The organism is Mesorhizobium norvegicum (assembly GCF_004919685.1).
GTDB lineage: Bacteria > Pseudomonadota > Alphaproteobacteria > Rhizobiales > Rhizobiaceae > Mesorhizobium > Mesorhizobium norvegicum.
On record NZ_SMYZ01000061.1, the window covers coordinates 17,664 to 37,023 of the forward strand.

Consider the following 19,360-nt stretch of genomic DNA (forward strand, 5'->3'; position numbering starts at 1 on the left):
CGTAGACGCCCTTGGCGCAATTTCAAGTGGTGGTTTCATGGTCCACACGGAACAACTTCGTGATTGGAAAAGGCAGACCGGCCCTACCACATCGGGGCTGTCCGAACGACGCGATTTCCTCCCAAGACACGCCGCTAGACGGACGGGAAAAATACTGGAGTACATAAAATGAAAAAGATCATTCTCACTGCCGCCGCCCTTCTGGCCATTTCCGGCAGCGCCTTCGCTAATGGTAGCGACCACTATGGTTCGAACGCCCCGGCAGCCACTGCTGCCGACAGCTCGTACACCGCTTCGATCAAGAAGTCGGAACCGGCTGCTCAGACGCCTGCTCAGGGTAGCGACCGTAACCTCTTCGGCAACCGCTAACAGCCGAATCACCAATTGACGGCGGGTTCGCCCGCCGCCCTGGCGAAATCCAAAAATTCAGGAGACTTGAAATGAAGAAGATCATTCTTGCTACCGCCGCCGTTCTGGCCATCACCGGCAGTGCCTTCGCCGGCAGCGACAATTTTGGCTCCAATGGCGCCAACCAGCCTGCCACCACCGCCGTCGACAGCTCGTACACGGCTTCCGTCAAGAAGTCGGAGCCGGCCACGCAGGCGCCTGTCAACCATGGCAGCGACCGCAACCTGTTCGGCAACAACTAACATCCGACCGTGAGGCGGCGGGTCAGCCCGCCACCTCAGATTCGAAAATACCGGAGTATCAAAAATGAAAAGATTGTTCTTACTGCCGCCGCTCTTCTGATCGCCGCCGGCAGCGCCTATGCCCGCAACGACAACGTTGGCGGCACCGACATCAACAAGCAGGCGACCGTCAACGTCGACACCTCGCATACGGGCTCGATCCGCAACAGCGAATCGCCCGTCTACAAGCTGCTCAATTCGTCGGGTGATGTGCAGAAGTCCGCCCCTCAGGGCAGCGACCGGAACCTCTTCGGCCGCTAACAGCCGAAGCTGATGTCCAGAAAAGAGCGGCGGGCCTTGGCCCGCCGCTCTTTTTTACGTCGTCGTCGAGATGGTTCCGCCTCAGGCCGCCTTTGCTTCCGGCTTTTGCAGCGCAAAGGAATGTCCGTCCGCATCGAAGATATGCAAGTCCTCGCCATTGGCGCTCAGCCGCAATGTCGAACCGCGCTTGACCTCGACATTGCCGGGCAGCTTGGTCACCAGCGGCAGATCGGCGCGGCCGATGTCGATATAGACCAGCTGGACCTCGCCGAGCTGCTCGACATAGTCGACCGTTCCCTCGAACAGATAGTCAGCGCCGCTGGAGATGATCAGATCTTCCGGCCGCACGCCGAAACTCACCGCGGTACCCTTCGCCGAAGCCGGCGTCGTGATCGGCACGGTTGCCTTGCGCCCGCCGACATGGCTGACGACGGTCGGGTTGCCGGTCTTGTCGATGGTCGCCGGCAGGATGTTCATGGCCGGCGAGCCGATGAACTGGGCAACGAACAGATTGCCGGGTTTCTTGTAGAGGTCCATCGGCGTGCCGACCTGCTCGATATGGCCATCCTTGAGCACCACGATGCGGTCGGCCAGCGTCATCGCCTCGACCTGGTCGTGGGTGACGTAGATCATGGTCGTGGCGGGCATCGATTCCTTGAGCTTGGCGATTTCGATGCGGGTGGCGACGCGAAGTGCGGCGTCAAGGTTCGACAGCGGCTCGTCGAACAGGAACACTTTCGGATTGCGCACGATGGCGCGGCCGATGGCGACGCGCTGGCGCTGGCCGCCCGACATCGCCTTGGGCAGGCGGTCGAGATATTTGGTCAGCTGCAAGATTTCAGCCGCCTGCTTCACACGGCGGTCGATCTCGGCCTTGTTCTCTTTGCCGATCTTCATCGAGAACGCCATGTTGTCGTAGACGGTCATGTGCGGATAGAGCGCGTAGGACTGGAACACCATGGCGATGCCCCGCTTCGACGGCGGCACGTCGTTCACAACCTCGCCCGCGATCTTGAGCTCGCCGGAGGTGATTTCCTCGAGCCCGGCGATCGACCTCAGCAATGTCGACTTACCGCAGCCCGACGGGCCGACAAAGACGATGAACTCGCCCGACTTTATGTCGAGGTCGATGCCGTGGAGAATGTTCAGATTGCCGTAGGACTTCTTCACTTGTCTTAGCGTGACATCGGCCATTGGTTTCCTCCCAGTAATTTTGAAATTCAAGTGATTTGAAATTCAGTCGATACGCCCGAACCAGGCGCCATAGCCGCCGAGCTTTATGGCGCCGCTGCTCGTCTGCCCCGAAAATCCGTGTCCCGGCAAAGGTTGCAGCGATCGGTTGCCAAGGTCAACCTCGGCCGGCTTGGCGCCCAGATTGAAGACGCAGACGATCTGCTCGTTGCCGGCGCGGCGCGTGAAGGCGACGGTGTCCCCCTCACTTTCGATGAAGGTGATGTCGCCCTTGGCCAACGCCGGATGGGCGCGCCGGAAGCTGAGAAAGCGGCGGTAATGCTCGAGCAGCGAAGTCTCGTCGCCCTGCTGGACATTGACCGCTTGCGCCAGATGCTTGGCCGGCACCGGCAGCCAGGGCTTTGCCGACGAGAAGCCGCCATTGCTGGCGCTGCCGTCCCACACCATTGGCGTGCGGCAGCCGTCGCGGCCCTTGAATTCAGGCCAGAAGCGGATGCCGTAGGGGTCCTGCAGATCCTCGAACCGCAGGTCGGCCTCACCGAGCCCAAGCTCTTCGCCCTGATAGATGCAGACCGAACCGCGCAAGGACATCAGCAGCGCCGAGATCACCTTGAGGTAGGCGGTCGGGTCGGCCTCATTGGCGGCCCAGCGCGAGGCCGGGCGCATCACGTCATGGTTGGAAAAGGCCCAGCACGACCAGCCGTCGCTGGCGACCTTGCCGAAGGATTCCAGCACCGAACGAACCTTGGCCGCACTGATCTTTTCCGGTGCCAGGAAATCGAAGGAATAGCACATGTGCACGCGCTTGCCGCCGGCGGTGTAGGCAGCCACCACTTCCAGCCCGCGCTGCGAATCGCCGACCTCGCCGACCGCGGCGGTTGCCGGATATTCATCGAGCAGGGCGCGGAAGCGTTCGAGGAAGCCGAGGTTCTCGGGGCGGCTCTTGTCGTAGAGATGGTCCTGGTAGTTGTAGGGGTTGACCGCCGGTGCGGTCTGGTCGTTGCGCTCTTCCGGCGGCAGCGGCGGATTGTTTTCCAGGCCCTGGCTGTGGAAGTAGAAATTGATGGTGTCGAGCCGGAAACCATCGACGCCGCGCTCCAGCCAGAAGCGGGTGACATCGAGCAACGCGTCCTGGACCTCGTGGTTGTGGAAATTGAGGTCAGGCTGCTCGGCCAGGAAATTGTGCAGGTAATATTGCTGGCGGCTGGTGTCCCATTGCCAGGCCGAGCCGCCGAAGATCGACAGCCAGTTGTTGGGCGGCGTGCCGTCCGGCCTGGCGTCCGCCCAGACGTACCAGTCGGCCTTCGGGTTGGTGCGGCTCGACCGGCTTTCCTTGAACCATGGGTGGTTGTCGGCGGTGTGCGACAGCACCTCGTCGATCATCACCTTCAAGCCCAGCCTGTGTGCCTCGGCAGTCAGCGCGTCGAAGTCGGCCAGCGTGCCGAACATCGGATCGACGTCGCAGTAATCTGACACGTCGTAGCCGAAATCCTTCATCGGCGACTTGAAGAACGGCGAAATCCAGATGGCGTCTGCGCCGAGTGCCGCGATGTAGGGCAGCCGCCCGATGATGCCCTTGAGGTCACCGATGCCGTCGCCGTTCGAGTCCTGGTAGCTGCGCGGATAGATCTGGTAGATCACCGCGCCTCGCCACCAGTCGCTATCGATGGCGAGATCAGGCTTCGAGTTGGCCTTCAAAGCGGATTGCATCGTCTCAGCCTCCTTTCACCGAGCCGGCAAGCAGCCCGCGGACAAAATAGCGCTGCAGCGAGAAGAAGACGATCAGCGGCACGATGATGGTCACGAAAGCCGATGTCGTCAGGATCTCCCAGTCGCCGCCGCGTGAGCCCAACAGGGCGTTGAGCTTGGCGGTCAGCACGATCTGGTCTGCCTCTGTACCGAGGAAAACCATCGCCACCAGCAGATCATTCCATACCCACAGGAATTGGAAGATGGCAAACGAAGCCAGCACCGGGAACGACAGTGGCAAGACGATCTTGACGAAGATCTCGAAATCGCTGGCGCCGTCGATGCGCGCCGACTCCATGATTTCGCGTGGCAGGCCGGCAATGTAGCTGCGCAGCAGGTAGATGGCGAAGGGCAGCCCGAAGCCGGTATGCGCCAGCCAGATGCCGAGATAGGTTTTCGACGGCATGCCGAAGAAAGAGCCGACGCCGTTGTAGAGTTTCAACAGCGGGATCAGCGACATCTGCAGCGGCACCACCAGCAGGCCGATGATGACCGCGATCAGCAGCGCCCGGCCGGGAAACCGCATCCAGGCCAGTGCATAGGCGGCAAAGGCGGCGATCAGGATCGGAATGACGGTCGCCGGGATGGTGACGGTCAGCGAATTCATGAACGACCGTCCGATGCCCTCCGAAAACAACACCGTCTTGTAATTGTCGGTGGTGAATTTCGGCGGCGCCGACGAGGCATAGTAGACGCGCTGGCCGCGATCGCCGTCGAACGCCTTGGGCGAGGCCATGACGAAGCTGCCGTCGGCGTTGAGCAGCAATGTCACGCCGTCGCCGAGATCGGCTGTCGTGCCGGCAGGATATTGCGTCGGTGCCGCCGATTTGACGCCGAAGGCGCTGATGTTGCGGGCAGCACCGTCACCGAAGATGTTGCCCTGAAGGACGAACTTGCCGTCCTTTTCGACTTGCGTAGAGGCGGCCGGCAGCCGGCCGGCTTCGGTCTGGGTGGAGCTGGAGAACGAATTCCACCAGCCCGAGGCGATGATCTGGTTCTTGTCGCGCAGCGACGAGACCAGGATGCCGAGCGTCGGGATGGTCCAGATCGCGACAAAGACAAGCACGGCGATGTGGACGCCAAAGCGGCTGGCGAAGGAATTTCCGGTCGCAACGGCCATCTCAATGTCCTCCCGTCTCTTTGTTCGCCTGGCGGATGTTCCAGACCATGATCGGAATGACCGCGATCATGATGATGATGGCGATGGTGGCGCCACGGCCGAAATCGCCGCCGCCGCGGAACATCCAGTCGAACATCAGATTGGCCAGCACCTGGCTGTTCCACTGGCCGTTGGTCATGGTCAACACGATGTCGAACACCTTGAGCACCAGAATGGTGATCGTGGTCCAGACGACGGCGATGGTGCCCCAGATCTGCGGCACCATGATCTTCCAGAAGATCTGGAACGGATTGGCACCGTCGATGACGGCGGCTTCCAGCGTTTCTTCCGGGATGCCGCGCAAGGCGGAGGACAGGATGACCATGGCAAAGCCGGTCTGGATCCAGATCAGGATCACCATCAGGAAGAAATTGTTCCAGAACGGCAGCGATATCCAAACCTGCGGCTGGCCGCCGAAATGCTGTATGACGGCGTTGAGGATGCCGATCTGCGTCTGGCCCTCGCCACGATACTCGTAGATGAATTTCCAGATCACGCTGGCGCCGACGAAGGAGATCGCCAGCGGCAGGAAGATCAGGCTTTTGGCGATCGTGCCCCACCAGATCTTGTCGGTGAGCACGGCGATGATCAGCCCGAGGAAGGTGCAGGCGGCGGGCACGACCGCCAGCCAGATGATGTTGTTGAGGATCGAGTTGCGGAACTCGCGGTCGCCGAAAGCCCATTCGTAATTGGCCAAGCCGACGAAATTGATGCCGCCGCGATCGAGGAAGGACAGCCGTAGCGTCTCGACCACCGGATAGATCAGGTAGATGGTCAGGATGATCATCGCTGGGCCAACAAACAGCCAGGGACGGACCAGCCCCTGCCGGCGCAGATTGTCGATGGCCGCAGCACCGGCGACGCCGCGCGACGGGAATATCAGGTCGACCAGCTTGTTGGCGCCCCAGAAATAGGCGACGCAACCGCCGACGCCGACGATGATGACGAATATGGCCGAGAAAATCTGAGCCGCCATGGGTCCCTCCCCCTGCGCATCACTAGCCAAAGCCGAACGGTCCGGGCGGTGAGATGCGCCGATTCAGTTGTTCAGAGCGCGATCGCCAAGCAAGACGGGTTTTCCCTTTTGCTGATCGCGCTTCATGCCGGATGTCTGTGTGCTCATGATAGTCGCTGCGGCACGGGCCGCCGGTTGGATCCGGGCCTCCAGGGCCCGGATCCAGTCAGGATCGGATGGTCCAAACGTCCAGCCGAACAATCGGTCGCTTACCTGTCGGCCGCCTACTTGATGGCGTCCCAGCTCTTCTGGATGTCGGTGGCGACATCCTGCGCGGACTTGCCGCCGACCAGGTCGATCATGCCGGTCCAGAAAGCGCCGGCGCCGATCTTGCCCGGCATCAGGTCGGAACCGTCGAAGCGGAAGGTCGAGGCGTTGGCGAGGATTTCGCCCTGCTTCTTCAGCGCGTCGCTGGCGTAGGCATCCTTGTTGACCGACTTGAGCGGCGTCACGAAACCACCCTCGGCCATCCAGATCTCATGGGCGAGCGGCATCTTCAGGAATTCGATGAACGCGCGGGCACTCTTGCTGTCTTTCGTGATCATCGCCAGCGTACCGGCGCCGAGCACGGGCGTGCCCAGTTCAGGCTTGGAAGCGTAGGGCGGGAAGTAGAAGAAGTCCGCGTCCTGGCCGACCTTGGTGCCTTCCGGGAAGAAGGTCGGGATGAACGATGCCTGATGGTGCAGGTAGCATTTCGGCGGCACCGAGAAGAGGCCCTTCGGGCTGTCGCGGAAATCGGTAGCCGCAACCGCCTTGGCGCCGCCGTCGACCATCTTGTCGTCGGTCGCGATCTTGCCGAAGATGTCGATGGCGTTGACCACCGCCGGATCGTTGAACGGGATCTCGTTCTTCACCCATTTGTCATAGGTTTCCGGAGGCTGGGTGCGCAGCATCAGGTCTTCGACCCAGTCGGTTGCCGGCCAGCCAGTGGCGCCGCCCGAGCCGAGGCCGATGCACCACGGCTTGCCGCCATCGGCGATGATCTTCTTTTCGAGATCGGCGAGTTCTTCCTGCGTCTTCGGAACCTTGTAGCCGGCTTCCTCGAAATTGTCCGGCGAGTACCAGACCAGCGACTTCACGTCGGCCTTGTAGGGGAAGGCGAAGAAGCCCGGCTTGCCGTCCTTGTCCTTGAAGGTGCCGAGATCGACCCATGACTGGCCAGCGCCGTAATTGTCCTTGACCCATTTGGCGGTGTCGTCACCGAGTGGCGTCAAAAGGCCCTTCGATGCCAGGTCCTGGATCAGGCCCGGCTGCGGCAGCACGGCGATGTTGGGCGGGCTGCCGGCCTGTGTATCGATGACGATCTGCTGTTCGTAATTCTCCGAGGAGGAGTATTTGATCTCGACGCCGGTGGCTTCCGAGAAATAGTCGAGAACGCCGCGCACCAGGCCTTCGTCCTCGCCGCGCCACGGTCCGAAGATCGACAGCGTCTCACCCTTGAGATCGACCTTCTTGAGCTCTTCGTAGTTCGCCCAGTTGAAGCGCTTGTCTTCGCCCGGCTTGAACTTCAATTCGGCATGCGCGGGCGCGTTCAGGGCGAGCGTGGCAAACGCAGCACCCAGCAAAAGCATTTTCTTCATCGGTATTCCTCCCAGTGGGTCACACACACACCGGACGGAACCTCCATTCCGCCCGCCGACGCCGCAGGACTGTGACTCAGTCAGAAAGGAACCGCAACCTTTCGAAGAGTCTTCCAAAGCGCTTTGGCTTTTTTGATCTCGCCATTGAATCGCTTGGAAGTCAAGAGGCCGGCGAGCTAATCGATTTAACTTCGCGTATTTGCGACAGAAAAAGTGCGCTGCAACATGCTTTTATGGCAGTGCAGCAGCAATTTTTGTTTCAAACGGGCCCAAACCGCGTCTATGCTTCATCCTCCTATGGACCGGCCCTTGCGGCACTTGGGTCGATTCAATTTAAAAGCGCTTTGAGGGAATGGAGACCTTTCGTGAACCTCAAGCAGCTCGCCCATATGCTGGCACTTTCGCAGACCACGGTAAGCCGTGCGCTGAACGGCTATCCCGAGGTCAACGAGGAAACGCGCCGGCGCGTGATGGATGCCGCCAAGCGCCACGGCTACCGCCCCAATCCGAGCGCGCGCCGGCTGGCGACCGGCAAGACAGGGATGATCGGCTATGTCCTGCCGACGGGGGCCGCCGTCGACATCGATCCGCATTTCGTCGAGTTCCTGTCCGGCCTCGGCGACTACGCCCGCTCGCACGAACTCGACCTGGTGCTGTCGCCGGCCGACGCCGACGACCAGGAGACAACCTACCGGCGCATCGTTGCCAACCGGCAGGTCGACGCCGTCTACATCTCCTCGCCAAGGCCCGTTGACCGGCGCGTGGCGCTGGTCAACACGCTCGGCATTCCCTTCATCGTCCATGGCCGCAGCGAAGGTTTCGATTTCGACTATGCCTTCACCGATATCGACAATGAGGGCGCCTTCCACGAGGCGGCCAGGCTTTTGATCCAGCTCGGCCACCGGCGGCTGGCGCTGATCAACGGCGACGATCGCGAGACCTTCGCCATCCATCGCGAACGCGGCGTGCGCCGGGCGCTTGCCGCTAGCGGGCTGACATTGGGCGAGCGCCATGTCTGCTCGGTTGTGATGACCGAGGAGAACGGCTATCGCGCCACCAGGCGTTTGCTGGAAGAGGGCGACGCGCCGACGGCGATCGCCTGCTCCAGCCTGATCATGGCGCTGGGCGTCGTGCGCGCGGTGCGCGACCTCGGCCTGAGCATTCCGGGCGACGTCTCGCTGATCGCCCATGACGATGTCTTCCCCTGGCTGAGGCCGGAGAATTTTTCGGTGCCGCTGTCGACGACGCGTTCATCGATACGCCTCGCCGGCGCTCGCGTCGCCGAGCGGCTGGCGGCACGGATTTCCGGACTGGAGGAGGGCGCCCGCGGCGAGGTCTGGCCGGTCGACCTGGTGGTCAGGGGATCGGTCGCCGGCGCGCCAGCCTGAGGTCAGAACTCAATCACCTGTAGCGATCGAGCTCGACCCAAAGCCTACGTCCGTCTTCCACGACGCGAATGGCCGCTACGCGCCGCATCTCGGCCGTAGCAGGTACCTTTTGCAGTTGCCTTAAACCTGACGTTCCAATCGCGCGCTGGGCGAAGCGTTTGGCGCCATCGGTGGGTGGCGCAATCATCGTGATAAACGTCGGGACTCGGCACACTGCCGATTGATGTCTCGCCAGAGATAATCGAGGCAAGACCCATGCACAATCGCGACGGCTGATTGCTATGGCGCGTGGCTCTCGCTGAACACGTCTTGCACCTGCACGGCCAGCATGTCAGTTACGGGCTGGCGCGGGTTGCGCCCCTTCAGCATCAAGTAGCGACTCTCAGGCAGTTTCGGTAGCCCTTCGTCGGCGCGAACAGTTCTGAGGCCCTCTGGCAGCGCATAGCCTTCCGGAGTACTGGTCACCGCGAGGCCCGCCAGCACTGGTGCCAGCAGGGCTTGCGTTGTTGAGGAAGTGGAGACGATACGGTAGCTGCGACCGTCTTGCTCCAGCGCCCGCAGCAGCATGCTCCGCCAAGGGCATTCACTGAGGTCGGCCGGCCGCCCCGGGCAATCTGCGGCAGAGATGGCGAGAGGAAGCGGCTCACGCATATGCTGGGCGTGCTGCTGTGACGTGATCCACTTGGCCTGACTGCGCCAGACTTCGGTCGCCGGCCATTGCCTGGGTTCCAGCCCCTCCCTTACGATCACGAGGTCGAACTCGGCGTTCTTCAACTTCAATGCCAAGAGGCAGGAGACGTTCGCTTCCACCTCTACCTCCACCCAAGGCGTCGTGTGCGTAAAGCGGTCGAGGATTTGAGGCAGGAACCGTGGCGATAGTTCGGCAGCGATCCCTAGCCGGATCGTGCCATGGACCGGAGTGGCCTGCATCGAGCGCATGATGTCATCGTTAAGCGCCAGAAGTTCCCGTGCTCGCTCGAGAAGTTGGAGCCCGTCGCCGTTCAAATCGACGGTACCACCCTTGCCGCGCACGATTACGACTTTGCCAAGCAAGCCCTCGAGGCGCTGCATCTGCAACGAGACCGCAGCTTGCGTCCGGCCGACGCGAGATGCTGCACGCGTAAAACTCTTCTCCTCAGCAATGGCGACAAAGCTGCGCAACAGGTCGAGGTCAAAGCTTGCCGCGAGGGGCATGGCGATAAGTCTCCCTTATTCGCTGGATTTGCACAACTCGTTTCCGTTCGCACAGCGAGAGCGGCATTCTCGTCTCACTGAACAAGAGGATAGGACATGACTATCACCGATGACGCACAGGTCGCCTCCCAAATTCCCGGCCGTCCGCTGGGCAAGGCGATTGTCGCCGCGCCGGTCGCCGTCTTCGGGATCATCTGCCGGTGGTACGTAGATGCCGTCCAAAAGCGCAATATCGCGGAGCTCCCCGCGCACCTAAGGCGCGATATCGGTGAGATCGATCACCTTTCGCCGCCCCCTCCGTCGTTTATCGCGAGGGAGCCAACGTCTTACCAGGACTTGCTGCAACAGACGTGGATGCTGTGACAGTGAAGCACCTCGATGCGGCGGTACGCTGTCACTGTAAGCGAGATTGGCACGGAGGCCTGACGGTGAGCAACGATCTCCTATCCTCCACGTTACAGCACTCGGTCCAAACGGTTCGAGCAATCAGAATAGCTGACTATGTCTCAAGATGGCGGGAACGGAATTTCTACCGCAGTGACCTCGCGCGACTATCCAGGGTAGCGCCGCACATGATCGACGATATTGGCTTGACGAAGGACGAAGTCGAATCTGAACTTGCAAAGCCATTCTGGTGATGACCAGGCCCGACCACTTGAGAGCTGGAACCCTTTGTCGGTGCGCTGAGTCAGGTCACGAGTAAAATGTCTGCTCTTGAAGATAGGCAGCCCGAAGCAGCCGGTCCGCTCTCGGCCCATCCCGGTCATTCGACAACCGGTGGCGAATGACTGTTTCTGGTTTAATGTAGTTGCTGCTCGTGCCAGCCTCGGGCTTCCGCTGCCCACCCATCTCAGCCATTGGCGGCAGTCAGTTGATTGAGTTTTGACCCAAACCCACTTCGACTGACCTTATTCCCTCGCCGCCGCCGCCTTGATGTCCAGCAGCCCATAGCCGAAATCATTGTCGCGTCCCTTGGGGCCGAGATCCCTGGCCGTTGCCGCGAGCGCCTTCTCGATGTCGTCGGCCGAGCGATCGGGCGCGGCATGGATGAGATTGGCGATGGCGCCGCTCACGATCGCCGCCGCGAACGAAGTGCCGGTGACCACATCCGAGCCGGCGCCGCTCGGCGCCACCATCTCGACGCCGGGCGCCGAGATGAAGACATAGGCGCCGCGATTGGCCTGCGGCATTAGCCCGTCCTTGGCGTCAGTGGCGGTCACCGCGATGACGCCGTCGAAAGCGGCCGGATAGCCATAGGGCGCCTTGGGCCCGTTGTTGCCGGCGGCGGCGACCAGCACCATGCCGAGCGCGCGGGCATTGCGGCAGGCGACGCCGAGCAGGTCGTTCTTCGGCCCGACAAAGCTCATATTGATGATGCGCACGTCCTGCTCCGCCGCCCAGTCGAGCGCCGCCAGGATGACGTCCATGGTCGACTTGCCGCCCTCGAAGGCACGGGCGTGGTAGATCTTGGCACCGGGCGCCATGCCCTCCAGCGCGCCGACGCCGGCGATCAGGCCGTCGATCGACGTGCCGTGATCACGCTTTTCGATCGGCACGTCGGGCATGGCGTCGAACTGCCCGGCAATGACGCCTGACAGCGCCGGATTGGTGTCGTCGATGCCGGTGTCGATCACCGCGATGCGGACGTTTTCGCCGCTGGCCTGCTTGGCATCGAGCGCGATGCGGTCGAAGGCATAATTGACGATGCCGGCGGCCTGCTGCAGCGAATAGACATGGTTGGGCTCGCGCCGCTGGGTGCGGCCGTCGGCGGCCAGTTGCGCCAGAACGACGCCGACGGGTCGGCCGTCGGGAATGCCGAAGCGCACCAGCGTGGTGCCAAGCAGCCGCGACTGGCGCTGCGAGCGCACCTGCAGGCCGAAGGAAGCGGCGATCTGCTGAACGGCGCCGGCATCGCCGTCGACGGTCACCAGCACCTCGTCGGGCACGAAATCGCCGATCACCGCGCGCGGCGGCTGAACCGCGATGAGATCGGTCGGCGAGACGATCGGGCCACCAGGCGGGGGGCCGGCTTGAGTACCGGCAGGCGGCGTCGCGGGCGCCGGCCGTGGCGTCGGCACCGGTGCCGGCGTCGCCGCCGGATTGGGAAACAGGTCGACGATCAGCGCCGGCAGGAAGACAGCGCCGGATTGGCCTGCGTCCGATCCGCCCTTTGCATCACTACCATCCTTGGCGCAGTCGGTGCCTGCCGCGTTGGTCCCGTTGCGGCAGTCGATTTTCGTCTGGTCGGGATTGGCGCTGGTCTGCGCCGACGCAGGCACGGCGGCAATTGTCATCGCCGCCGCAAGCATTGCCGCAAATCGAATGACTGCCTCAGCCGCCATCAACCGGTTTCCTTCCCTCGATCACAGTCTCCGTAAAAGGCTGGGCGGCAATAAGGCCGATTTGCTTCGTGTAGTCGGCAGCGGTCGCAGCCGGGATGCCAAGCCGGAACACACCGTCGGCGGTCGGCCCACCGATGATCTTCAGCCCGTTGCTGTCGAGGAAGGCGGAAATGTCAGACATCCTTGCATCCGGCTTGAACTTGACCAGCGCGAACGGCATTTTCGCCAGATCGTCTTGCGCGCCGGCAATCTCGAAATCATTGCCCTTGCCGCCGGGCTCGACAAACGACTGCACCATGACCAGGGCCAGCAGAACCGCGGCCGCGGCCCAGGCGACACCGACCGGCACCGCCATGAAGCGGCCCCAGGCCTGCGCCAGCCAGGACGATCCCGCCGGCGCTCGCGCCGGTCCAGCCTCGGCATCGAGCGCCCTGGCGAAGCGGCTGAGCGCATCGGCCGGTGGGCGGATCGCTTCGTTGGCGGCCGTTGTGCCGGAGAATTCGGCTTCCGCCTCGCCAAGGGCGGCAAGTGCGGACGGATCGCTGGCCAGCCATTCCTCGACGGCTTCCAGATCCGAGCCTTCCAGCGAGCCGTTCAGATAGAACGGCAGCAGCGTTTCCATTTCGTCGCGGCGCGACATCTTTTCAGCGGCGCTCATGGCCACCCCCTGTCGTAACCGGCGGCCTTGAGGGCCTCACCGAGTTTCTTGCGGGCATAGAACATCCGGGTCTTGACGGTGGCGACCGGAATGTCGAGCACCTCGCCGATCTCGCTCACCGACTGTCCGTGATAATAGGCAAGATCGATCACCACGCGATGCTCTTCGGGCAAGGCGTCGACGAAGCGCCGCAAGGCGGCAGCCTTGTCTCCCTTCATGGTGACGACCTCCGGCGTGTCGGCGCCGTCAGGCACCGCGGCGGCGGCCTCGTCGTCGATCCAGTCTTCCTTCTTCTTGCGCAGCAGGGACAGCGCCTTGAAGCGGGCGATGCCGAGCAGCCATGTCGAGACTTCGGAGCGTCCCTCGAAACCTGGCGCCTGGCGCCACAGTTCGAGGAACACTTCGTTGGCGATATCGTCAGCCATCATTTCCGATCCCGTCTGGCGCGCCACGAAGCGGTAGACCCGCGCGTGGTGACGCATGAACAGGAGCCGCACGGCGGCACGGTCGCCCTTCGCGACCCGGTCGACAAGCGCGCGATCGGTCTCCGTCGCTGCCGTCATGGCCGGTCGAGCCGCCTGGCTCCTGTCTGCTCTGTCGCTGATCGGCCCAAAAAGGTTCATCCTCCGCCAAGGAATTTTGCGGAGGCTAACCGAAGAGCGGGGAGGTTGCCAGAGGGTGAGGAGCGTCCCGCCGGAGGCGGGTCAATCGACAACGATTTGTCGATTGAAGTGACGAACGCCCGAAGCCATAGCGTAGGGCCGGCCGCGCCGCGTTTCTTCCAGCGCCGTCATCGACGCCGCGCGCCGATCCGCGTTCGCCCGGCCCTTCGCAGGCTCAGGGCGTTCGAAGCTCGAAAAGCCAAGCAATTGGCTTTTCGTCCGCTACGCGGACCGCTTCTCACCCCAAGAAAGACTTCGCCTTCATTGTCTCCGGCACTGGAACACCCAGCCGGCTCAGCACTGTCGGCGCCAGCTGCAGCTGGTCGAGCAGCGTATCGGCCTGAGGTCCCTTGCCGGCGCCGAAATAATACAGCGCGAAATCCTGCATCTCGTCGTCATGGCCGCCATGATGACCACGGTCGGTCTGGCCATGGTCGGCGGTGACCATCACCTCATAGCCGGCTTCGATCCAGCGCGGCAGGAAGGCCGCCAGCATGCCGTCCATTGCATAGACGGCATGATCCATCTCGTGGCAGTCATGGCCGAAGCGATGCCCCATCGAATCCAGCGTGCAGGTGTGCAGGATGCCGTAGTCGATGCCGTGGCGTTTGGTCAGCATGGTCAGCGTCGCGAACAGGTCGACGTCGCTCGGCGTCATCTGGTTCCTGAGATTGTAGCCGGTCATGGTGTGGAAGCGGCCATGCGTGATTGGCCCGCTTGGCTCGTCGAATTCCATGTCCTCGACCAGGTCGAACGGATAGGCGCGGAAGAATTCCGACCAGTAGGAATGTGTCACCGCACCCGTCTTGCCGCCGGCCTTGCTGACTTCGGAGAAGATGTCAGGCTGTGCGACGCGGAACCGGTTTTCGTTGGACAGGATGCCGTGCACCTGCGGCGAAACCCCGGTGTGGATCGAGGCATAGCAGCAGGCTGACGTCGACGGCAGCACGGAGCGCATCTTCCAGACCCGCGCCGCGCCCGATTGCACCCAGCCTTCGAGATTGCCCATCAGCCGACGCCAGTTCCTGTAGGGCACGCCGTCGAGGATGATCAGCAAAAGCTTGGATTTGAGCGCCATGGGCTGCTCCATGCGGTTTGGCAGTTGAAACGGGAACGCCGTGTGCCGTTCTGGGCACACGGCGTCCTTGATAAATGAAATCGGACGATCAGATTTCGGCTAAGCGTTGAGCCAGCACTCGCCGAGCGCGTAGCCGTCCATCATTTCGCCGATCGGGCTCTTGGCAAAGCCGCTGATCTTGTTGGTGGCGGCAGCGTCGATGAACTGGTTGAAGAAAGGCACGATCAGCCCGCCTTCGTCGCGCATCATCACCGCCATGTCGTGGTAGATCGCCTTGCGCTTGGCCTGGTCGAGTTCGCCGCGCGCAGCAAACAGCATCTTGTCGAATTCCGGCCGCTTGAACCGCGTGTCGTTCCAGTCGGCGGTCGAGACGTAGCCGGTGGAATACATCTGGTCCTGCGTGGCGCGTCCGCCCCAGTAGGAGAGCGAGAAGGGCTGCTTGTTCCACACCTCCGACCAGTAGCCGTCGCCGGGCTCGCGCTTGATCTCGATCTTGATGCCGGCCTTGGCGCAGGACTGCTGATAGAGCTGAGCGGCATCGACGGCGCCCGGGAAGGCGACGTCCGAGGTGCGCAGCACGATCGAGCCGCTATGGCCGGACTTCTTGTAAGCCGCCGCTGCCTTTTCCGGGTCGAACTTGCGCTGCTCGATGTCGGCGGAAAACAGCGGATAGGCCTCGTTGATCGGGAAGTCGTTGCCGACCGAGCCATAGCCGCGCAGGATCTTTTCCAGCATCTCCTCGCGGTCCATGGCAAGTTTCAGCGCCATCCGCAGCTCGTTGCTGTCGAAGGGGGCTGTGTCGCAGAACATGTTGAACGGGTAATAGCCCTTGCCCGACACGTTCTCGATGGTGACGCCCGCGATGCGCTTGACCAGATCCACCACCTTGGGCTCGACGCGGTTGATCATGTGCACCTGACCACCCTGCAGGGCAGCCAACCGCGCCGTGGCGTCGTTGATGACGACGATCTCGATCTGGTCGGCATGGCCCAATTTGTCGCCTTGCCAGTAATTGGCGAAGCGTTCGCCGCCATGGCGTACGCCCGGCTGGTTGACGGTGACCTTGTAGGGCCCAGCGCTGATGCCGGCATTCGGGTTGTCCTTGCCGCCATTCGGCTGGATGACGAGATGGTAGTCGGCCATCAGATAGGGGAAGTCGGCATCGGCGTCGCCAAGCGTGACGATCACTTCCTTGCCGCTCGCCTTGACGCCCTTGATGTTCTTGAGGATGCCGAGCGCGCCGGATTTCGACTTCTCGTCGGCGTGGCGCTCGATGGTGGCGGCGATGTCTTCGGCGGTGACGGTCTTGCCATTGTGGAACTCGATGCCGTCGCGCACCTTGATCGTCCAGGTCTTGGCGTCCTTGGCGGCGCCGATCTCCTCGGCGATCAGATTTGTCAGGCTGTTGTCCGGCATCAGCCGGACAAGGTATTCGCCCCACTGCTTGCCGAAGCTGTAGGTGACCTGGCTGAGGTTGAGCGCCGGGTCGAGGCTGTTGGTCGATTCGCCGCCTTGCAGGCCGGCCTTGATCGTTCCTCCCTTGACGGGGGTCTGGGCAAAAGCCTTACCGGCCAGCGTCGTTGCCAGTGCCGCCGACACGCCAAGTGCGGCTGTGCGGCCGAGGAAGTCGCGGCGCGATATCCGGCCCTGGCCGGCGAGCTCAGCGAGATGGTCGAGTTCAGTCTTCATGTCCAACCCCTTTTAAGAAAAAATCGTACGGGCGCCGCCCGTCCGTAGGACGTGTGGCGCTCTAGTGTTGCATCCGGATGACGGCCGCCGGCCCCCTGACCTGGCGGACCGCTGGCTTGCTAGAGCAATTCCAGGAAAAGTGTGAAACGGTTTTCCGTCCGGAATTGCGTCAAAACAAAGAGTTAGAGCGGTTCGCCGTTTCCGTGAAACGGTGAACTGCTCTAGTTCCCCGCGCTGGCCATGCGCCGTCCCTTGATCGCCTTTTCCAGCCAGCCGATCTCCATCTCGGGGACCGATGACAAGAGAAGGTCGGTATAGGCGTCGAAGGGCGGCGCCAGCACCTTGCTCTTTGGACCGTAGCGCACCACTTCGCCGCGATACATCACCGCGATCGAATCGGCGATCGACTTCACCGTGGCGAGGTCATGCGTGATGAACAGATAGGCGACGTTCTCCTCCTTCTGCAGCTCGAGCAGCAACTCGAGGATGCCGTGTGCCACCAGCGGATCGAGTGCCGAGGTCACCTCGTCGCAGATGATCAGCTTGGGTTTGGCGGCGAGTGAACGGGCGATGCAGACGCGCTGCTTCTGGCCGCCGGAAAGCTCGGCCGGGTAGCGGTCGGAAAAGCCCTTGCCCATCTCGATCTTGTCGAGCAGTTCGGCAACGCGTTTATCGCGTTCGCGGCCGCGTATGCCGAAATAGAATTCGAGCGGGCGGCCGATGATGGTGCCGACGGTCTGGCGCGGGTTCATCGCCACGTCGGCCATCTGATAGATCATCTGCAGCTGGCGCAGATCCTCCTTCAGCCGGTCGGCCAGCCGGTTTGCCAGCGGACGCCCGTCGAAGGTGACGGTGCCCTGTTCGGGCGGCAGCAGGCCGGTGATGGCGCGCGCCAGTGTCGATTTGCCGGAGCCGGACTCGCCGACGACGGCAAGCGTCTGTCCCGGGTAGATGTCGACCGAGACGTTCTTCAGCACCTTGATGTGGCTGCGGCCATAGGCGGCGGTGACGTTCTTCACCGACAGGAACGGCGTCATGCCGGGCTTCTGCTCGGCATGCTCGATCTCGTGCACCGACACCAGCGCGTTGGTGTATTCCTGGCGCGGCTCCTTGATGATCTGCCTTGTGCCGCCCCATTCGACCAGCCGGCCATGGCGCAGCACCATGATCTCGTCCGAGACCTGGGCGACGACGGCAAGGTCGTGCGTGATATAGAGCGCCGCCACATGGGTGTCGCGGATGGCGTCCTTGATCGCCGCCAGCACGTCGATCTGCGTCGTCACGTCGAGCGCCGTGGTCGGCTCGTCGAAGACGATCAGGTCCGGCTCGGAGCACAGCGCCATCGCCGTCATCACGCGCTGCAGCTGGCCGCCCGAAACCTGGTGCGGAAAACGCTCGCCGATGGTTTCGGGGTTTGGCAGGCTGAGCTTCTTGAACAGCGCAACCGCGCGCTTCTCGGCCTCGGCGCGTGTCGCGGTGCCGTGCAGCAGTGTGGCTTCCACCACCTGGTCCATCAGTCTGTGCGCCGGATTGAAGGCAGCTGCCGCCGACTGCGCGACATAGCAGACCTCGCGGCCGCGTAATTTGCGGAAGCCATCCTTGCCGCCCTTGAGGATGTCGCGGCCGTTCAGGATGACCTCGCCGCCGGTGATACGCACGCCACCGCGGCCGTAGCCCATCGACGACAGGCCGATGGTCGACTTGCCGGCCCCGGATTCGCCGATCAGGCCGAGCACCTTGCCCTTTTCGAGCGTCAGCGAGACATCGTGCACCAGCACGATGTTCTTCGGCGGTTCGCCGGGCGGGAAGACGGTGGCCTCGATGCGCAGGTTGCGGATGTCGAGCAGAAGGCCGGGTTTCGCTTTGCTGTCGGCCATCACCCGCGTCCTCCCTTGAGGCTTGTCGTCCGGTTGAGCACCCAGTCGGCGACCAGGTTGACGGAAATCGCCAGCAAGGCAATCGCCGCCGCCGGGATGAGCGCGGCCGCGATGCCGAAGACGATGCCGTCCTTGTTTTCCTTGACCATGCCGCCCCAGTCGGCGTCCGGTGGCTGGACGCCAAGGCCGAGGAACGACAGCGTCGACAGGAACAGCACGGCGTAGATGAAGCGCAGGCCGAGTTCCGAAACCAGTGGCGACAGTGCATTGGGCAGGATTTCGCGGAAGATGATCCAGGCGCTGCCCTCGCCGCGCAGTTTCGCCGCCTCGACATAGTCCATGACATTGATGTCGACGGCGACCGCGCGCGACAGGCGATAGACGCGGGTCGAGTCGAGAACGCCCATCACCAGGATCAGCGTCACCAGGTTGGTGGGCAGCACGGAGAGCACGACGAGACCCATGATCAGCGTCGGGATCGACATCAGCAGATCGACGAGTCGCGACAGCAGCGTGTCGAACCAGCCGCCAAAGACGGCCGCCGAGAAGCCGAGAATGGCGCCGAGCGAGAACGACAGCGCGGTGGCCAGCACCGCGATGAACAGGGTGACGCGGGCACCGTAAATCATGCGCGAAAGCAGGTCGCGGCCGAGATTGTCGGTCCCGAGCAAATGGGTAGCCGACATCGGTTCCCAGACATCGCCGACGATTTCGCCATTGCCGTGCGGCGCGATCCACGGTGCGAAGACCGCCGCCAGCACGAACAGTGCCGTCAGGACTATGCCGATCAGTGCAGGGATGGGGATGCGTTTGATATCGAGCATATCC

The 19,360-nt window shown here is 62.6% G+C and carries 18 protein-coding genes; 5 read left to right on the plus strand and 13 right to left on the minus strand.

The window, feature by feature from the left end:
• Positions 1–168: 168 nt before the first annotated feature.
• From FCU66_RS24940 to FCU66_RS24950, 3 genes are all read left to right on the plus strand, one after another.
• Positions 169–369 carry a DUF680 domain-containing protein gene (locus tag FCU66_RS24940; RefSeq protein WP_136616423.1) on the plus strand — a complete coding sequence of 67 codons (201 nt, stop codon included), beginning with the start codon at positions 169–171 and terminating at the stop codon, positions 367–369.
• Between the two features lie 71 nt (positions 370–440).
• Positions 441–650, plus strand: coding sequence for a DUF680 domain-containing protein (locus FCU66_RS24945; protein ID WP_136616422.1), 210 nt, complete (start codon positions 441–443; stop codon positions 648–650).
• 9 nt (positions 651–659) lie between these two features.
• On the plus strand, positions 660–950 hold the full coding sequence (locus FCU66_RS24950; RefSeq protein WP_246094004.1) for a DUF680 domain-containing protein: 291 nt from the start codon (positions 660–662) through the stop codon (positions 948–950).
• Between the two features lie 81 nt (positions 951–1,031).
• Here the strand turns inward: FCU66_RS24950 and FCU66_RS24955 are convergent, their stop codons facing one another.
• From FCU66_RS24955 to FCU66_RS24975, 5 genes are all read right to left on the minus strand, one after another.
• A complete protein-coding gene (locus FCU66_RS24955; protein ID WP_136616421.1) occupies positions 1,032–2,144 on the minus strand; it encodes an ABC transporter ATP-binding protein in 1,113 nt (370 codons plus the stop codon).
• A gap of 42 nt (positions 2,145–2,186) precedes the next feature.
• Positions 2,187–3,851, minus strand: a complete 1,665-nt coding sequence (bglA, locus tag FCU66_RS24960; RefSeq protein ID WP_136616420.1) for a beta-galactosidase BglA — start codon at positions 3,849–3,851, stop codon at positions 2,187–2,189.
• A 4-nt stretch (positions 3,852–3,855) separates the two neighbouring features.
• On the minus strand, positions 3,856–5,010 hold the full coding sequence (locus tag FCU66_RS24965) for a carbohydrate ABC transporter permease (RefSeq protein WP_136616419.1): 1,155 nt from the start codon (positions 5,008–5,010) through the stop codon (positions 3,856–3,858).
• A gap of 1 nt (position 5,011) precedes the next feature.
• Complete coding sequence (locus tag FCU66_RS24970; protein ID WP_109666829.1) at positions 5,012–6,025, minus strand: carbohydrate ABC transporter permease; 1,014 nt, start codon at positions 6,023–6,025, stop codon at positions 5,012–5,014.
• Between the two features lie 263 nt (positions 6,026–6,288).
• The gene (locus FCU66_RS24975; protein ID WP_136616418.1) at positions 6,289–7,644 is read right to left on the minus strand and encodes an ABC transporter substrate-binding protein; all 1,356 of its coding nucleotides are present in this window, start codon (positions 7,642–7,644) and stop codon (positions 6,289–6,291) included.
• A gap of 365 nt (positions 7,645–8,009) precedes the next feature.
• Here FCU66_RS24975 and FCU66_RS24980 point away from each other — a divergent pair, with 365 nt between their 5' ends.
• Positions 8,010–9,032 carry a substrate-binding domain-containing protein gene (locus FCU66_RS24980; RefSeq protein WP_136616417.1) on the plus strand — a complete coding sequence of 341 codons (1,023 nt, stop codon included), beginning with the start codon at positions 8,010–8,012 and terminating at the stop codon, positions 9,030–9,032.
• 279 nt (positions 9,033–9,311) lie between these two features.
• Here FCU66_RS24980 and FCU66_RS24985 read toward each other — a convergent pair whose 3' ends face one another.
• Complete coding sequence (locus FCU66_RS24985) at positions 9,312–10,226, minus strand: LysR substrate-binding domain-containing protein (protein WP_136616416.1); 915 nt, start codon at positions 10,224–10,226, stop codon at positions 9,312–9,314.
• Between the two features lie 96 nt (positions 10,227–10,322).
• Here FCU66_RS24985 and FCU66_RS24990 point away from each other — a divergent pair, with 96 nt between their 5' ends.
• A complete protein-coding gene (locus tag FCU66_RS24990; protein WP_136616415.1) occupies positions 10,323–10,589 on the plus strand; it encodes a hypothetical protein in 267 nt (88 codons plus the stop codon).
• A 545-nt stretch (positions 10,590–11,134) separates the two neighbouring features.
• Here FCU66_RS24990 and FCU66_RS24995 read toward each other — a convergent pair.
• From FCU66_RS24995 to FCU66_RS25025, 7 genes are all read right to left on the minus strand, one after another.
• Positions 11,135–12,568, minus strand: a complete 1,434-nt coding sequence (locus FCU66_RS24995; protein WP_136616414.1) for a S8 family serine peptidase — start codon at positions 12,566–12,568, stop codon at positions 11,135–11,137.
• On the minus strand, positions 12,558–13,226 hold the full coding sequence (locus FCU66_RS25000; protein ID WP_136616413.1) for an anti-sigma factor: 669 nt from the start codon (positions 13,224–13,226) through the stop codon (positions 12,558–12,560). Before FCU66_RS25000 ends, FCU66_RS24995 begins: the two co-directional genes overlap by 11 nt.
• Positions 13,223–13,789: a sigma-70 family RNA polymerase sigma factor gene (locus tag FCU66_RS25005; RefSeq protein ID WP_136616412.1), complete on the minus strand. Its 567-nt coding sequence runs from the start codon at positions 13,787–13,789 to the stop codon at positions 13,223–13,225. Before FCU66_RS25005 ends, FCU66_RS25000 begins: the two co-directional genes overlap by 4 nt.
• A 337-nt stretch (positions 13,790–14,126) precedes the next feature.
• Positions 14,127–14,966: an alkaline phosphatase family protein gene (locus FCU66_RS25010; protein WP_136616411.1), complete on the minus strand. Its 840-nt coding sequence runs from the start codon at positions 14,964–14,966 to the stop codon at positions 14,127–14,129.
• Between the two features lie 99 nt (positions 14,967–15,065).
• Entirely contained in the window at positions 15,066–16,655 is a 1,590-nt protein-coding gene (locus tag FCU66_RS25015) for an ABC transporter substrate-binding protein (protein ID WP_136616410.1), read from the minus strand.
• A 221-nt stretch (positions 16,656–16,876) separates the two neighbouring features.
• Positions 16,877–18,532: an ABC transporter ATP-binding protein gene (locus FCU66_RS25020; RefSeq protein ID WP_136616409.1), complete on the minus strand. Its 1,656-nt coding sequence runs from the start codon at positions 18,530–18,532 to the stop codon at positions 16,877–16,879.
• The gene (locus FCU66_RS25025; protein WP_136616408.1) at positions 18,532–19,356 is read right to left on the minus strand and encodes an ABC transporter permease; all 825 of its coding nucleotides are present in this window, start codon (positions 19,354–19,356) and stop codon (positions 18,532–18,534) included. Before FCU66_RS25025 ends, FCU66_RS25020 begins: the two co-directional genes overlap by 1 nt.
• Positions 19,357–19,360: the final 4 nt, after the last annotated feature.

Coding starts and splice junctions, on each gene's coding strand:
- FCU66_RS25020 (WP_136616409.1), bottom strand. CDS start 18,532: ATGGCCGACAGCAAAGCGAAACCCGGCCTTCTGCTCGACATCCGCAAC.
- FCU66_RS24955 (WP_136616421.1), bottom strand. CDS start 2,144: ATGGCCGATGTCACGCTAAGACAAGTGAAGAAGTCCTACGGCAATCTG.
- FCU66_RS24975 (WP_136616418.1), bottom strand. CDS start 7,644: ATGAAGAAAATGCTTTTGCTGGGTGCTGCGTTTGCCACGCTCGCCCTG.
- FCU66_RS24985 (WP_136616416.1), bottom strand. CDS start 10,226: ATGCCCCTCGCGGCAAGCTTTGACCTCGACCTGTTGCGCAGCTTTGTC.
- FCU66_RS25015 (WP_136616410.1), bottom strand. CDS start 16,655: ATGAAGACTGAACTCGACCATCTCGCTGAGCTCGCCGGCCAGGGCCGG.
- bglA (WP_136616420.1), bottom strand. CDS start 3,851: ATGCAATCCGCTTTGAAGGCCAACTCGAAGCCTGATCTCGCCATCGAT.
- FCU66_RS25025 (WP_136616408.1), bottom strand. CDS start 19,356: ATGCTCGATATCAAACGCATCCCCATCCCTGCACTGATCGGCATAGTC.
- FCU66_RS24970 (WP_109666829.1), bottom strand. CDS start 6,025: ATGGCGGCTCAGATTTTCTCGGCCATATTCGTCATCATCGTCGGCGTC.
- FCU66_RS24965 (WP_136616419.1), bottom strand. CDS start 5,010: ATGGCCGTTGCGACCGGAAATTCCTTCGCCAGCCGCTTTGGCGTCCAC.
- FCU66_RS24940 (WP_136616423.1), top strand. CDS start 169: ATGAAAAAGATCATTCTCACTGCCGCCGCCCTTCTGGCCATTTCCGGC.
- FCU66_RS24945 (WP_136616422.1), top strand. CDS start 441: ATGAAGAAGATCATTCTTGCTACCGCCGCCGTTCTGGCCATCACCGGC.
- FCU66_RS24995 (WP_136616414.1), bottom strand. CDS start 12,568: ATGGCGGCTGAGGCAGTCATTCGATTTGCGGCAATGCTTGCGGCGGCG.
- FCU66_RS25010 (WP_136616411.1), bottom strand. CDS start 14,966: ATGGCGCTCAAATCCAAGCTTTTGCTGATCATCCTCGACGGCGTGCCC.
- FCU66_RS24990 (WP_136616415.1), top strand. CDS start 10,323: ATGACTATCACCGATGACGCACAGGTCGCCTCCCAAATTCCCGGCCGT.
- FCU66_RS25000 (WP_136616413.1), bottom strand. CDS start 13,226: ATGAGCGCCGCTGAAAAGATGTCGCGCCGCGACGAAATGGAAACGCTG.
- FCU66_RS25005 (WP_136616412.1), bottom strand. CDS start 13,789: ATGACGGCAGCGACGGAGACCGATCGCGCGCTTGTCGACCGGGTCGCG.